Annotated in this window: 12 protein-coding genes and 1 tRNA gene; 11 read left to right on the top strand and 2 right to left on the bottom strand. The window is 61.8% G+C overall.

What is annotated here, in order from left to right; translation table 11 throughout:
* The first annotated feature begins 176 nt into the window (after window positions 1-176).
* Window positions 177-785 (top strand): glycerol-3-phosphate responsive antiterminator, encoded by a 609-nt coding sequence (locus GKC30_RS01695; RefSeq protein WP_155931882.1) that lies wholly within the window; start codon window positions 177-179, stop codon window positions 783-785.
* A gap of 168 nt (window positions 786-953) precedes the next feature.
* On the opposite strand, the gene GKC30_RS01690 is transcribed toward GKC30_RS01695, so the two are convergent.
* Window positions 954-1029 (bottom strand) — tRNA-Thr (locus GKC30_RS01690).
* A 205-nt stretch (window positions 1030-1234) separates the two neighbouring features.
* Between GKC30_RS01690 and GKC30_RS01685 the strand changes: the two genes are divergently transcribed.
* The 3 genes from GKC30_RS01685 to GKC30_RS01675 all read left to right on the top strand — a co-directional run bounded on the left by GKC30_RS01685 (window position 1235) and on the right by GKC30_RS01675 (window position 4736).
* Window positions 1235-1672: a gamma-glutamylcyclotransferase family protein gene (locus GKC30_RS01685; protein WP_155931880.1), complete on the top strand. Its 438-nt coding sequence runs from the start codon at window positions 1235-1237 to the stop codon at window positions 1670-1672.
* Between the two features lie 88 nt (window positions 1673-1760).
* Window positions 1761-2480 carry an MBL fold metallo-hydrolase gene (locus GKC30_RS01680; protein WP_155931878.1) on the top strand — a complete coding sequence of 240 codons (720 nt, stop codon included), beginning with the start codon at window positions 1761-1763 and terminating at the stop codon, window positions 2478-2480.
* A gap of 135 nt (window positions 2481-2615) precedes the next feature.
* The gene (locus GKC30_RS01675) at window positions 2616-4736 is read left to right on the top strand and encodes an acetate--CoA ligase family protein (protein WP_155931876.1); all 2121 of its coding nucleotides are present in this window, start codon (window positions 2616-2618) and stop codon (window positions 4734-4736) included.
* A gap of 24 nt (window positions 4737-4760) precedes the next feature.
* Here the strand turns inward: GKC30_RS01675 and GKC30_RS01670 are convergent, their stop codons facing one another.
* Window positions 4761-4958: a 2-hydroxymuconate tautomerase family protein gene (locus GKC30_RS01670; RefSeq protein WP_155931874.1), complete on the bottom strand. Its 198-nt coding sequence runs from the start codon at window positions 4956-4958 to the stop codon at window positions 4761-4763.
* Window positions 4959-5706: 748 nt separating this feature from the next.
* Between GKC30_RS01670 and hmcA the strand changes: the two genes are divergently transcribed.
* The 7 genes from hmcA (at window position 5707) to GKC30_RS01635 (ending at window position 12510) form a co-directional block, all read left to right on the top strand.
* A complete protein-coding gene (gene hmcA, locus GKC30_RS01665; RefSeq protein ID WP_155931872.1) occupies window positions 5707-7290 on the top strand; it encodes a sulfate respiration complex hexadecaheme cytochrome HmcA in 1584 nt (527 codons plus the stop codon).
* 34 nt (window positions 7291-7324) lie between these two features.
* Window positions 7325-8398, top strand: coding sequence for a sulfate respiration complex iron-sulfur protein HmcB (gene hmcB, locus GKC30_RS01660; RefSeq protein WP_155931870.1), 1074 nt, complete (start codon window positions 7325-7327; stop codon window positions 8396-8398).
* Complete coding sequence (gene hmcC, locus GKC30_RS01655; RefSeq protein ID WP_155931868.1) at window positions 8399-9568, top strand: sulfate respiration complex protein HmcC; 1170 nt, start codon at window positions 8399-8401, stop codon at window positions 9566-9568.
* Window positions 9569-9584: 16 nt separating this feature from the next.
* Complete coding sequence (gene hmcD / locus GKC30_RS01650; protein ID WP_155931866.1) at window positions 9585-9716, top strand: sulfate respiration complex protein HmcD; 132 nt, start codon at window positions 9585-9587, stop codon at window positions 9714-9716.
* Window positions 9717-9743: 27 nt separating this feature from the next.
* The gene (gene hmcE / locus GKC30_RS01645; protein ID WP_155931864.1) at window positions 9744-10421 is read left to right on the top strand and encodes a sulfate respiration complex protein HmcE; all 678 of its coding nucleotides are present in this window, start codon (window positions 9744-9746) and stop codon (window positions 10419-10421) included.
* A gap of 28 nt (window positions 10422-10449) precedes the next feature.
* A complete protein-coding gene (gene hmcF, locus GKC30_RS01640) occupies window positions 10450-11850 on the top strand; it encodes a sulfate respiration complex iron-sulfur protein HmcF (protein WP_155931862.1) in 1401 nt (466 codons plus the stop codon).
* 114 nt (window positions 11851-11964) lie between these two features.
* Complete coding sequence (locus GKC30_RS01635) at window positions 11965-12510, top strand: macro domain-containing protein (protein ID WP_155931860.1); 546 nt, start codon at window positions 11965-11967, stop codon at window positions 12508-12510.
* Window positions 12511-12515 lie beyond the last annotated feature (5 nt).

Here is a 12515-nt window from a genome sequence, read left to right as displayed (position 1 = left end):
CTCTGACGCAGCTCGGGACAAGCCTACAACAGAAATAGCGTAAATCAAGTGAAACTTATGACTTTTTTCGTTTCACACTTGTCTCTTTGGCGTCACCTTTTCGACGCGGACGAGATGGCTGGCTCCGGTATGGTAAAAAGAAAAAGGGGCGAGTGGTGAGTGCGGGGATTGCGATCATGGACACCATCAGGCGCGAGCGGGTCATTGCAGCCATTGCGGATTTGCAGCATGTGGTCACGGCTTTGGAGTCCGACATTCATACGGTGTTCCTGCTTCATGATAACGTGAGGGAGCTTGAGCAGGCGGTAGGTGTGCTTCGCGGAAACGGCAAGCGGGTGTTCATCCATTTCGACATGGTGGAGGGGCTGGCTCCGAATCCGGCCGGGCTGGAGCATTTGAGGAGTCTGTTTTCCTTTGACGGCGTGATCACCACCAAAGGCGGGGTCATTCGCAAGGGCAAAAAGCTTGGGCTTGTGACCATTCAACGAATCTTCATGATCGACTCCCGTTCCATTGACACGGCCGTGAGCGCGGTCGGGAAATACGAGCCGGATGCCGTGGAGATCATGCCCGGCTTGCTCGCCAAGGCTGTCCATCATCTCCATGGATTAATTCGTCCGCCCCTTATCACGGGGGGCATGATCTCTACGCGAGAGGAAGTAGAAATGATGCTCGCAACACCTGTGGCCGCCATCTCTGCTTCCGTCACCGGGCTGTGGGTTCCGGTGCCGTTTTGTCTGGACAGTGCCCATCACGTGACAAGGGAGGGGGCAGAGCTGTCTTGATTCAGCTAGGCGAAACCATGCGAGTCGCCAAGGAGGGAGACGGCTTTGGGACGAGTTCTCTGACGGACAGTGTCCGGCAGGGAGGGGAGAATTTTTACACGAGTTGTACAAAAGACTCATTTAAGCAAAAAAGAGGTTAGGCGAATCAGCCTAACCTCTTGATTTTCTTGGAGCCAGAACGGGGAATTGAACCCCGGACCTACTGATTACGAATCAGTTGCTCTACCATCTGAGCTATTCTGGCGAAAGAGGGACGATTTTTAAACCACGGGCGGGCGCTGGGTCAAGCGAAAAACACTGATGGTCGGGGTTTGGCCCGTTCTTTGAAACAGTGGCAGCGGGAGCTGGAGACAAGGCTGTTTGATTGGGTATGTCTTTGATTTGTCGGGGTAATGTTGTTTGTGGCGAGGGATGTTGGTGACGTTTTTGTCAAACTCGGCGGGTGAGAGATGCGCAAAACGTCAATCAGGCGAGGGCAGAGAGGGGTGGATGTGCCGCAGACGCGTCGGTCCGGTGGCGGCGGAAGGCAGGGGGGAAGGCATCTGGTTTTTGTCTATGGCACCTTGAAGCGCGGTTTTTCCAATCATTTTTTCCTCGGGCGGGCATGTTTTGTCGGGTGCGGGCAGACGGTGGAGCGATTCGCATTGTATGTGGACGAATATCCCGGCGTGTATCCCGGCGAGCCGGTGAGCAGGGTGCAGGGGGAGGTGTATGCGGTGAATGAAGCCATGCTGGCCCGGCTCGATGCCCTGGAAGACCATCCGACCCTCTACCGGCGCGAGGAGGTCGAGGTGGCCCTGGACGACGGGCTCGTGGTGAAGGCCTGGATATATTTCTATCCGCACCGGGGCGGGCGACTCGTCGAGGGGGGTGAATTCCGGCCCTGACTGTCTGCTGGGAGCATGTTCTGGCCGGAAGCCCGGGAAGGCTTGCCCGTCCGGTGTCGGCCGGGCTATGCTTGGTCAGGAGCGGGCCATGCGTATTGTCATCACCTATATTTGTCATAATAGCTTTGTGCTCGACGCGCCGGGGCGGTCCTATCTCTTCGACTATCCGGCCGACACCCATCTGCCGCCAGGGGCACCCGATGCGGTTCGACGGGCCGTGGCCGGGCGCGACCTGACCGTGTTCATCTCCCATGGCCACGAGGACCACCTAAGCGGAAATCTTGATGCGATTACCGCTGGAGCGGCCTCGGTGCGGACAGTGCTTTCGGACGATGTGCCCGAGCTGCGGCCCGAGGCTGTGCCGACGCGGGGCAAGGTGTTCGTGGTCGAGGCGGACGAGAGGTACGCCTTTGAGGGCATGGAGGTGCACACTCTGGCCAGCAACGACATGGGGGTGGCCTTTCTTGTGGAGGAGCAGGGGCTGCGATTCTACTACGGCGGCGATCTTGCGGAGTGGATATGGCCCGGTGTGTCGGCGCGGGAGGCGGAGTTCACGCGGAGTTACTTTCGTGCGGCCATGGAGCGGGTGGGAGAGTTCCGGCCGCATGTGGTCTTTTCCAACGCTGATCCGAGGCTGGCCAACAAGTCCGGCGGCGAGACCGCCTGCAGGATGACGGGTGCGCGGGTCTTTGTCCCCATGCACACCTTTGGCGACACCGCGTCGCTGGCCGGTTTCGAGTCCGATCCGGGAGGGCCGCAGGTCTTTAGCTACGAGCGTTCCGGCGACAGGGCGGAGTTCGAGGTCTGAGCCTTCCTGGGGGCTGGGAGGCGCGAGAGCGCTGGTCCGGTCTGATGCCAGGGGCTGTGCAGAGCTTGTTCAGGACCGTGTTTCAGGTTAGGTTGCCCTTGCGTCGCGCAACCCCAATCGCTCCAGGAGCCTCCGTTGATCGCCAAGGAAAATCTGCACGCCTTCTTTCACCCCGAGACCGTGGCCGTCATCGGCGCATCCGCGTCGCCCGGCAAGATCGGGCACACTGTCATGACCAACATGCTCGGTGCCGGTTTCCGCGGCAAGCTCTTTCCGGTCAATCCCAAGGGGGGCGTCATCGAGGGCCTTGTCGCTGTGCGCAACATTGCGGACCTGCCTCGCGGGCTCGATCTGGCGGTGATCGCCGTGCCCCGCGACCATGTGCTTGGGTCCATCGAGGCCCTGGGAGCAATAGGGACCAAGTCGGTCATCGTCATCACCGCCGGGTTCAAGGAGGTGGGCAAGGAGGGCTACCACTTCGAGCAGGAGATCAAGGCCCTGTGCGAGGCGCATTCCATGGCCATGCTCGGACCAAACTGTCTGGGGATGATGAATCCGGCCCACGGGGTCAACGCCTCCTTTGCGGCGGGTCAGCCCCGAGCGGGGTCCATCGCTTTTTTCTCGCAGTCGGGCGCCTTGTGCGTGGCCATTCTCGATTGGGCCTTGGGCGAGAACATCGGGTTTTCCAAATTCATCAGCCTGGGCAACAAGGCGGTGCTGGACGAGGCGCACATGCTCGGCTACCTCGCCGACGACAGGGACACCAAGGTCATTCTCGGCTACATTGAGAACGTGGAGCACGGCGAGGAGTTTCTCCGTCAGGCCCGTGCCGTGTGCCGCACAAAGCCGGTGATCATGATAAAGGCGGGCACCACCACGGCGGGTGCCAAGGCCGCTTCGTCGCATACCGGGGCCATTGCCGGGTCGGATCAGGCCTACGCGGCCGCCTTTCTCCAGTCCGGTGTGATCCGGGTGGCCGACGTGGCCTCGCTCTTCAACCTGGCCCAGGCCTTTTCCACCCAGCCGCTGCCCAGGGGGCCGAATCTGGCGGTGGTCACAAACTCCGGCGGACCAGGCATCCTCACGGCCGACATCGCTGACCGCTCGCGCCTGACTGTGGCCGAGCTGTCACAGCGCACCATCGAGCGGCTCCAGGCCTTCCTGCCCAGCTACGCCGCCTTCTACAACCCGGTGGATATTGTGGGCGATGCGGACGCCAGGCGCTATCGCAAAACCCTGGATGTGGTGGCCGACGATCCCCTGGTCCACTCGCTGCTCGTCCTGCTTACGCCCACGGCCTCCGTGGAGATTGAGAAGACCGCGGAGGCGGTCATCCACACGGCTCGCAAGTGCGGCAAGCCCGTGTTCGCCTGCTTCATGGGCAAGACGCGCGTGGCCCGCGCCCGCGCCATGCTCATGGAGGCCGGGATACCCTGCTACGCTTTTCCCGAGGCCGCGGTCCGCTCCATTGAGAGCATGTATGAATACTATTTGTGGAAGCACAGGCCCGAGCCGGTTTACGCGGAATATTCCAGCGACCGGGAGCTGGCTCTGGAGGTGATCCGCCGGCACGAGGAGCGTCGAGAGCCGGAGATCGTGGAGTTTCAAGCCCAGGAGGTGCTGCGGGCCTATGGTCTGCCCACTCCGAAAACCGTACTGGCCCGCTCCAGCGACGAGGCCGTGGCCGCAGCCGAGGAGATGGGCTACCCCGTGGCCCTCAAGATCGCCTCGCCGCACATCTCGCACAAGTCGGATGTGGGTGGGGTGGTGCTCGGCCTGGGCGATGCGGGCGAGGTCATGCGGAGCTTCCGTGAGATTGCGGCCAGGGCGCAACGCATGCGGCCCGATGCCTACATCGCTGGCTGTCTGGTGCAGGAAATGGCCCCGCCCGGAGTCAAGGAAGTGATCATCGGCTTCAAGCGCGACGAGCAGTTCGGGCCGATGCTCATGTTCGGCCTTGGCGGGATTTTCGTGGAAATCATGAAGGACATTTCCTTCCGGCTGGCCCCGCTTTCGCGCCAGGACGCCTTCGAGATCGTGCGCGAGATCAGATCCTACATGCTCCTTCGCGGCCTTCGCGGCGATCCGCCGGTCAACACTGCCGCCCTGGAGGAAATCATCCTGATCATGGCCCAGTTGGCCAGTGATTTTCCCCAGGTATGGGAGGCGGAGTTCAATCCCGTGCTCATCAATCACGAACGCGCCCTGGTGGCCGACGTGCGCCTGACCCTGCTGCTCAAGGAGAGCCGGGGCTAGGGGGTGCCGGCCCGCCAGGGCGGATCACTTTTTTCGCAACTCGGTGACGGACCGGCCGCCGATTCCCCAGTTGTCGGTCTCCACTTCGTCGATGATGACCAGGGTGGTGGCCGGATTCTTGCCCAGCACCTCGGCCAGCAGGTCCGTCACGCCCTTGATCAGCCGCTGTTTCTGCTCGGCGGTGGCGCCTTCCCTGGTGATGCGTATGTTGACGTGGGGCATTGATCCTCCCATCTCTGTCCGGGTTTTTCTTGGTTTTCGATTCTTTTGGGCCGGTGCTGCACCGTACCCCCTTTTCCAGACGGTGACCACTCGCTGAAGTGGAGAATCGCCCTTCCAATTAATTCCATACCTTTCTGTAGGCAAATAAGGCTTCGTGTCGCCCTGGCCGGTCCAATCCTTGCCGGATTTGCAACACGCCGTATCTGTTCCTGTATTTTCCCGAGCTGGGATTTAATCTCGTCAAATAGCTTGACGCGATTTTGCTGGTTATATACCAACACCTGAAACAATCCATACTGACTCGGTATGGAAGCGGACTTGGGGCAAGGGTGGACCGTGATGTTCGCCCTTAAGTCCGGGCGCGAAAATCAGGCGCTGGCGGCCGTTTCGCCATGGTGCGGGACGGAGGGACCGAGCGTGATTGCGCACATGGTCCCGGCAAGGGGTATTTCCTACCTGCGGGGGCATGAATTAGGAAAAGGGGTGCTTTCCCCAGGGCGGAGACAACTGGTGCGCTGTGGCGGCCAGTGGGCTCGTCCTCTGGGAGCAGCCAGGGATTTGAGGGGCTCGTTGCACTGACGCTTTCCGCGTATTGCTGCAACCCGTGAGACGTTCCCGGACCGGGGCGGCGCAATGGCGTCCGGCCGGTTCCGGTTGCTTTCGCGCCACTGTCTGGCGCGAAAGGTGCCAGGGTGCGTCCGGTTGGAGAAGGTGCACAGTATTCCACCAACTTATCAAGGAATGCGTTATGGAGAAAGGAAGAAGACTGCTTTTTTGGGCTGGAATCCTCTTCGTGTTCGCAGCGACATCGATCGTCTTTCTTGAGGCCCGTGGGCTGGATGCGCAGGCGAATGCCGGCGCGGTGGCACGGGTCGACGGAGTGTACATCGACACGCTGGCGAGCTACGGAAAGCTCGAACTGCCCGTGGTGACCTTCTATCATGACCAGCACACCGACGCCCTGGCCAAGCAGGGCAAGGACTGTGCAAGCTGTCACAAGAAGGACGCCGATGGAAAACTGTCCACCAAGTTCATGCGTCTTGAGGACGGGGACGCCGACGAACTCAAGCTGATCTACCACAATCAATGTATCGGCTGCCACCAGGAGATGTCGCGGGCTGGCCAGCAGACCGGACCCCTGGACGGCCAGTGTCGTTCCTGCCATGTGGACAGGAGCGCCGAGACCGCCTGGCAGCCTGTTGCCATGGATCTTTCCCTTCATGCCCGCCATGTCATCGCCACGGGCGGCGACGAAAAGTGCGGAACCTGCCACCATCGTTACGACGAGGCGCAGAAGAAGACCGTGGAGGTCAAGGGCAAGGAGGAAAGCTGCCGCAATTGCCACCAGGAGAAGCCCTTCCACGATGAGACGGGCCTGCTGGTCTCCTCTTACGCCCAGGCCTCGCACTCGTCCTGCGTCTCCTGCCATCAGGACTTCACGGCGCAGAAGAAGGACAGCGGCCCTGTTTCCTGCGCGGGCTGCCATTCCACCGAGGCCCAGGCCAAGTACAAGGTGCTCGCCGACATCCCCCGGCTCAAACGCGGCCAGCCAGACGCCGCCCTGCTGGTGACCATGGACGGAGACAAGCCCAAGGTCAGCATGGGGCCGGTGGCCTTCAACCACGAAAAGCACGAAACCGCCGTGGGCGACTGCCGCTCCTGCCATGTGGGCGAAGGGACCATGGACGGCAAGTTCTTCGAGCTGGCAGGCGATATGCACCTGCGCTCCAACATGCAGGGCTGTATCGGCTGCCACAGCGCCATGCAGCAGGAGAAGCCGGTCTGCGCGGGCTGCCATGATCTGATGCCCGTCAACAAGGCCCCCTCGCAAACCTCCTGCGTCAAATGCCATGACGACTCCCTCAAGGATCTCTACGCCGATGGCGCGATTCCGGCCAAGGAAGCCGCAGCGGCACGGGCCGCCGGGGCCATTGCCGCCCGCGACCTGACCGTGGCCACCATCGCCGACGAGGAGATCCCAGAGATCGTGATCATCGGTTCCCTCTCCGACACCTACGAGCCCAGCAAGTTGCCGCACCGCAAGATCGTCAAGCGACTGATCCAGGACATGCAGGGTGACACCATGGCGGGCCACTTCCATGGGCAGGATGTGCTCATGTGCCAGGGCTGCCATCACAACAGCCCGGCCTCCAAGACCCCGCCCAAGTGCGCCAGCTGCCACACCGCGCCCTTTGACCCGGCCACGCCGGGCCGACCGGGCCTCATGGCCGCCTACCACGGCCAGTGCATGGGCTGCCACACCTCCATGCAGCTTGAGAAGCCCACCAATACGGGCTGCGGCGATGCGGACGGTTGTCACAAGGTGAAGTAATCCGAACCCGGTGAAAAGACACTAGGAGTCATCCATGAAACGAAGAAACTTCCTCGGCCTGATGGGAGCGGCGGGTGTTTCCGCCGCGTTCGCCACCAAGGCTCAAGCCGCTGGAAACGTACACTTTAAAGGATATCCAGGGAGCAAGGGCGTACTCTTCGACGCGGTCCGCTGCATCGGCTGCCGCAAGTGCGAGGAGGGCTGCAACGCGGTCAACAACCAGCCCGCCCCGGAAAAGCCCTTTGACGATCTGACGGTGCTCGACACCTGGCGGCGCACGCAGAACGAGGCGTTCACGGTGGTCAACAAGTACCAGCCCGGAGGCGGTGCCTCCGTGTTCAACAAGATCCAGTGCATGCATTGCCTGGAGCCTTCCTGCGCCTCGGCCTGTTTTGTGGCCGCTTTCAAGAAACAGCCCTCCGGCGCCGTGACCTACGACGAATCGGTCTGTGTCGGCTGCCGCTACTGCATGGTGGCCTGTCCCTTCGAGATACCCACCTTTACCTACAACGATCCCATCACCCCCAAGGTGCTCAAGTGCGACCTGTGCGAGGCCAATATCCAGGCGGGCAGGCTGACCATCCCCGGATGCGTGTCCAAGTGCCCCAAGGAGGCCCTGGTCTACGGCGAGCGCAAGGAGCTGATCAAGATCGCCCATAGCCGCATCGCGGCCGCGCCCGACAGCTATGTGGACCACATCTACGGCGAGCACGAGATGGGCGGCACCAGCTGGCTCTATCTTTCGGGTGCGCCGTTCTCGCAGATCGGCATGCGCGAGGATCTGGGCGTCAAGTCCGGCCCTGAGCTGACCAGCGGCGCCCTGTCGGTGGTGGCCATGGTTCCGGCCCTCTGGCCCCTGCTCCTGGCGGGCCTTTACGGCGTGACCAAGCGCACCGACAAGATCAACAAGAAGGAAAAAGCCGAGGCCGTGGCCGAGGCAGTTGCCGCCACGCAGGAAAAGGCCCAGGCCGAACTCAAGGCCGCCATGGAGCGCGCTTCGGCGGACAAGGAAGCCACGGTCAAGCGTGAAGTCGCCAAGGCGCTCGAGGAGGCCGCCAAGGCCGCCGAGGTCGCCGAGCAGGGCGAAAAGGAAGAGGAGGGCGCATAAATGACCACCGAAGCCGTCTCCAAGAAAACACTGTTCACCCCGTTCAACGTCATCACCGGCATGATCCTGATCCTGGGCGCCTTCCTTACGGTCTGGCGTTTCGGCTGGGGCATTGGCGCTGTGACCAATCTCGACCACAACAACCCCTGGGGCATCTGGATCGGGTTCGATCTGCTCTGCGGTGTGGCCCTGGCCGCTGGTGGCTACGTCACCTCGTCCGCGGTCTACCTCTTCGGCATGAAGAAGCACCACGCCGCCGTGCGTCCGGCCATCCTGACCGCATTCCTCGGCTATCTCTTCGTTGTCATCGCCCTGCAGTACGACCTGGGCCGCCCCTGGCGTCTGGCCTATCCCTTTGTGGTCCAGTCCGGCACCACCTCCATGCTCTTTGAGGTGGGCCTGTGCGTGGCCCTGTATCTGACGGTCCTGTTCCTCGAGTATTCGCCCGCCGCCCTGGAGTGGCTGGGCTACAAGCGGCTGCGGAACATGATCCACCGCTGCACCATCGCGCTGACCATCTTTGGCGTGATCCTCTCCACCTTGCACCAGTCCTCGCTGGGCGCACTCTATCTCATCGCGCCGAGCAAGCTGCATCCGTTGTGGTACTCGACCTATCTGCCGACCTTCTTCTTCGTGTCGTCGGCTGCGGCGGGCATGTCCATGGTCCTGTTCGAGGGCTGGGTCTCCCACAAGGCGTTCCACAACAAGATGAGCAAGGACTACCTGAGCCAGCACGACGACCTGTACTACGCCTTTGCCAAGGGCGCATCCTGGGTTCTGCTCGGCTATGTCTTCATCAAGGTCATCGGCGTGGCGGTTGACGACAACTGGCATCTGCTCGCCACGGGCTGGGGCCAGTGGTTCCTCTTCGAGCTGCTCGGCTTCGCGCTCCTGCCCTCGCTGCTCTACGCCATCGGCGTGCGCGAGAAGAACCTCAAGCTCATTCGCTGGACCGCGCTGCTGACCGTTTTGGGCATTGTCCTCAACAGGCTCAATGTTTCGCTCATCGCTTACAACTACCACCTGCCTTCCGAGATGCGCTACTTCCCGAGCTGGCAGGAAATCGGTGTCACCCTGTTCGTGTGCACCATGCTCGTCGTAACCTTCAAGTTCATCGTTACCCGGATGCCCATCTTCTACGAGCATCCCGAGTACAAGGATGAGCACTAGACCCGGGAGGACGGAAATGGAACATGCATTCTACACCCTTCAGGATTTCCTGCTCTATACCAAGGGGTGGGCATATATCCTCATGGGAGCGTCCCTTGTGGTTTTCCTGGCCTACTGGAAGTTCCTCTTCAGCAGGGACAAAGATTAACAGGTCATAAGAGACGAGGAGTATACAATGTACGAATTGTTAACGGGCCCCGCCCTGTGGCTGGCGTTTTCCGTCGCCGTCATCGGGCTTGTCGTCCGCACCGTGTTCTATATCCAGGGGTTGAACTGGAGGCTGGACCGCGTGGCCTACACCGCGCATCCGGCCGCTGCGGCCAAAGGCGCCGTCCGCTCGATCCTGGCGTTCCTGATTCCCTTTGCCAACCATAGCTGGCGGGCGAAGCCTGGCTTTACGGTCATGTTCTTCACCTTCCATATCGGGCTTCTGGGCGTCCCTCTCTTCCTTGAGGGCCACGCCGTCATCCTCATGGAGCGCTTCGGCATCGCCTGGCCCACCATGTCCATGGCCACTGCCGACTTCCTGACCATCGCCACCCTGGTGGCCGCCCTTGGCATCGCCGTGCGCCGCATGTTGCTGCCCGAGGTGCGTATCGTCACCGATGCCAGGGACTGGTTCGTTCTGGTGGTTTCCATTGCCCCCTTCATCACCGGCCTGATGGTCGTGCAGGGCGTGGGCGACTACGACTTCTGGCTGCTGGCCCACATCATCAGCGGCCTGGCCTGGATCGCGCTTTTGCCTTTCACCAAGCTGTTCCATGTCGTCGGCTTCTTCTGGTCCCGCGCCCAGCTGGGCATGGACTTCGGCATCAAGCGCGGCGGCATGAAGTACAAGAGCTTCGACTGGTAAGTCGCAGGCCAAACAAGGAGAAGCAAAAATGCCAGAAGGAAAGCTGTGTAACAGAAAGCCGATCAACACCGAGGAATACCTCCAGATGGTGCTCGGCGATACCGGCGGCAAGCAATATTACAAGGAAATGGAAGAGCTCGACGTGGATGTCGAGAAGCTCCAGGCGTCGCTCAAGGCCACCCTCAAATCCCGGATCAGGACCTGGCTTGAGATGTGTGCCCATTGCGGCCTGTGCGCCGACGCCTGCTTCCTGTACGATGTCAACGACCGCGACCCCAAACAGGTTCCGGCCTACAAGATCCAGTCCACCCTGGGCGAGATCGTCAAGAAGAACGGTAACGTCACCAACGAGTTCATGCGCCACTGCATGGACGTGGCATGGTCCCAGTGCACCTGTTGCAACCGCTGTGGACATTATTGCCCCCACGGCATCGACATGGGCGTCATGTTCAGTTATCTGCGCGGGCTGCTCTATTCGCAGGGATTCGTGCCCTGGGAGCTGAAAATCGGCGCCGGGATGCACCGGGTCTACCGCGCCCAGATGAACGTCACCACCGAGGACTGGGTCGAGACCTGCGAGTGGATGGCCGAGGAGTCCGAGGAGGAGTGGCCGGGCCTGACCATCCCCATCGATGTCGAGGATGCGGACATCATGTACACCCTCAACGCCCGCGAGGCCAAGCACTACCCCGAGGACATTGCCGAGGCGGCCATCCTCTTCCACCTGACCGGCGAGAACTGGACCATGCCCAGCGAAGGCTGGGAGCAGACCTCGCTCTCCATGTTCGCCGGAGATTGGGAGGCCTGCACCATGCAGGTGCAGACCGTCTACGACGCCATTGAGCGGCTGCGCCCCAAGCGGGTGGTGGGCACCGAATGCGGCCATGCACACCGCGCATCGGTCATCGAAGGCCCCTATTGGGTCGGCCGTCCCGACGGCCTGCCGCCCCGGCCCTACATCCACTACGTGGAGTGGGTGGCCGAGGTGCTGCGCACCGGCCGACTCAAGATCGACCCGGCAAAGAAGCTCAAGAAGCCCGTCACTCTGCAGGATTCCTGCAACTACGTGCGCAACCACGGTCTGGCCAACATCACCCGCGAGATCATGTCCTACATCGTGGAGCCCGAGTACTTCCACGAGATGAGCCCCAACCGCGAGCACAACTACTGCTGCGGCGGCGGCGGCGGATTCAACGGCATAGGCAAGTACCGCCCGCAACGCAACGTGGCCCTGGAAAAGAAGCGCGATCAGATCCTGGCCACTGGCGCGGAACTGGTCATCGCTCCCTGTCACAACTGCTGGGATGCCATCCGCGACCTTGAAGAGGAATTCGAGATCGGCATCAAGTGGTCCTTCCTCAAGCCGCTGCTGATCGAGATGGCCGTTGTGCCAGATCATCTTAAGCCTCAGGAAGACGAGGACGAATAACCGCAAGCAGGGCGGTCCGGGAGTCATCCCGGGCCGCCTTTTCTCTGGCCCGCCGTTTTCCTTTTCTCCTGGCGCCCCTTGCCAAAACCGAGCGAATCGGTATCCTCGGCCAACATGCGACGCTGGAAATCCGGCCCCGGCCATCTTGTCATCCATCAGGGAGACATCACCACCCTTGCGGTGGAGTGCGTCGTCAATGCTGCCAATTCCCGGCTGGCAGGTGGCGGCGGCGTGGACGGGGCCATCCACCGTGCCGCCGGTATCCAGAAACTTCAGCACGCCTGTCAGTCCATCATCGCCGGGATAGGGCGGCTTGAAACCGGGCAGGCGGTGATCACTCCGGGATTCGATCTCCCGGCCCCCTTCATCATCCACACCGTCGGCCCGATCTGGCGCGGCGGCGGGCAGGGCGAGCCGGAACTGCTGCGCCAGTGCCATGGCAACAGTCTGGCCCTGGCCCGGCAACACGGCCTTGAGCGCATCGCCTTCCCTGCCATTTCCTGCGGGGCCTACGGGTATCCCGTGGATTTGGCCGCGCCCGTGGCCCTTGACGCCCTCAGGCAGGGGCTTGACGCCGGGCTGGCCGCCGAGGTCCATCTGGTGTTGCACGACGCCGCCGCCCTTGCCGTCTGGACCGCCCACGCCGAGCGCATCCTGTAACCATC

Origin of the sequence: Pseudodesulfovibrio alkaliphilus (genome assembly GCF_009729555.1) — a bacterium.
GTDB classification, from domain to species: domain Bacteria; phylum Desulfobacterota; class Desulfovibrionia; order Desulfovibrionales; family Desulfovibrionaceae; genus Pseudodesulfovibrio; species Pseudodesulfovibrio alkaliphilus.
This window is presented reverse-complemented; position numbering and strand designations above follow the sequence as displayed.

Excerpts from the sequence above, each read along its gene's own strand:
- hmcE (WP_155931864.1), top strand. The coding sequence starts at position 9,744 with ATGTACGAATTGTTAACGGGCCCCGCCCTGTGGCTGGCGTTTTCCGTC.
- GKC30_RS01670 (WP_155931874.1), bottom strand. The coding sequence starts at position 4,958 with ATGCCCCACGTCAACATACGCATCACCAGGGAAGGCGCCACCGCCGAG.
- hmcC (WP_155931868.1), top strand. The coding sequence starts at position 8,399 with ATGACCACCGAAGCCGTCTCCAAGAAAACACTGTTCACCCCGTTCAAC.
- hmcB (WP_155931870.1), top strand. The coding sequence starts at position 7,325 with ATGAAACGAAGAAACTTCCTCGGCCTGATGGGAGCGGCGGGTGTTTCC.
- hmcA (WP_155931872.1), top strand. The coding sequence starts at position 5,707 with ATGGAGAAAGGAAGAAGACTGCTTTTTTGGGCTGGAATCCTCTTCGTG.
- hmcD (WP_155931866.1), top strand. The coding sequence starts at position 9,585 with ATGGAACATGCATTCTACACCCTTCAGGATTTCCTGCTCTATACCAAG.
- GKC30_RS01635 (WP_155931860.1), top strand. The coding sequence starts at position 11,965 with ATGCGACGCTGGAAATCCGGCCCCGGCCATCTTGTCATCCATCAGGGA.
- GKC30_RS01685 (WP_155931880.1), top strand. The coding sequence starts at position 1,235 with ATGCGCAAAACGTCAATCAGGCGAGGGCAGAGAGGGGTGGATGTGCCG.
- GKC30_RS01680 (WP_155931878.1), top strand. The coding sequence starts at position 1,761 with ATGCGTATTGTCATCACCTATATTTGTCATAATAGCTTTGTGCTCGAC.
- GKC30_RS01695 (WP_155931882.1), top strand. The coding sequence starts at position 177 with ATGGACACCATCAGGCGCGAGCGGGTCATTGCAGCCATTGCGGATTTG.
- hmcF (WP_155931862.1), top strand. The coding sequence starts at position 10,450 with ATGCCAGAAGGAAAGCTGTGTAACAGAAAGCCGATCAACACCGAGGAA.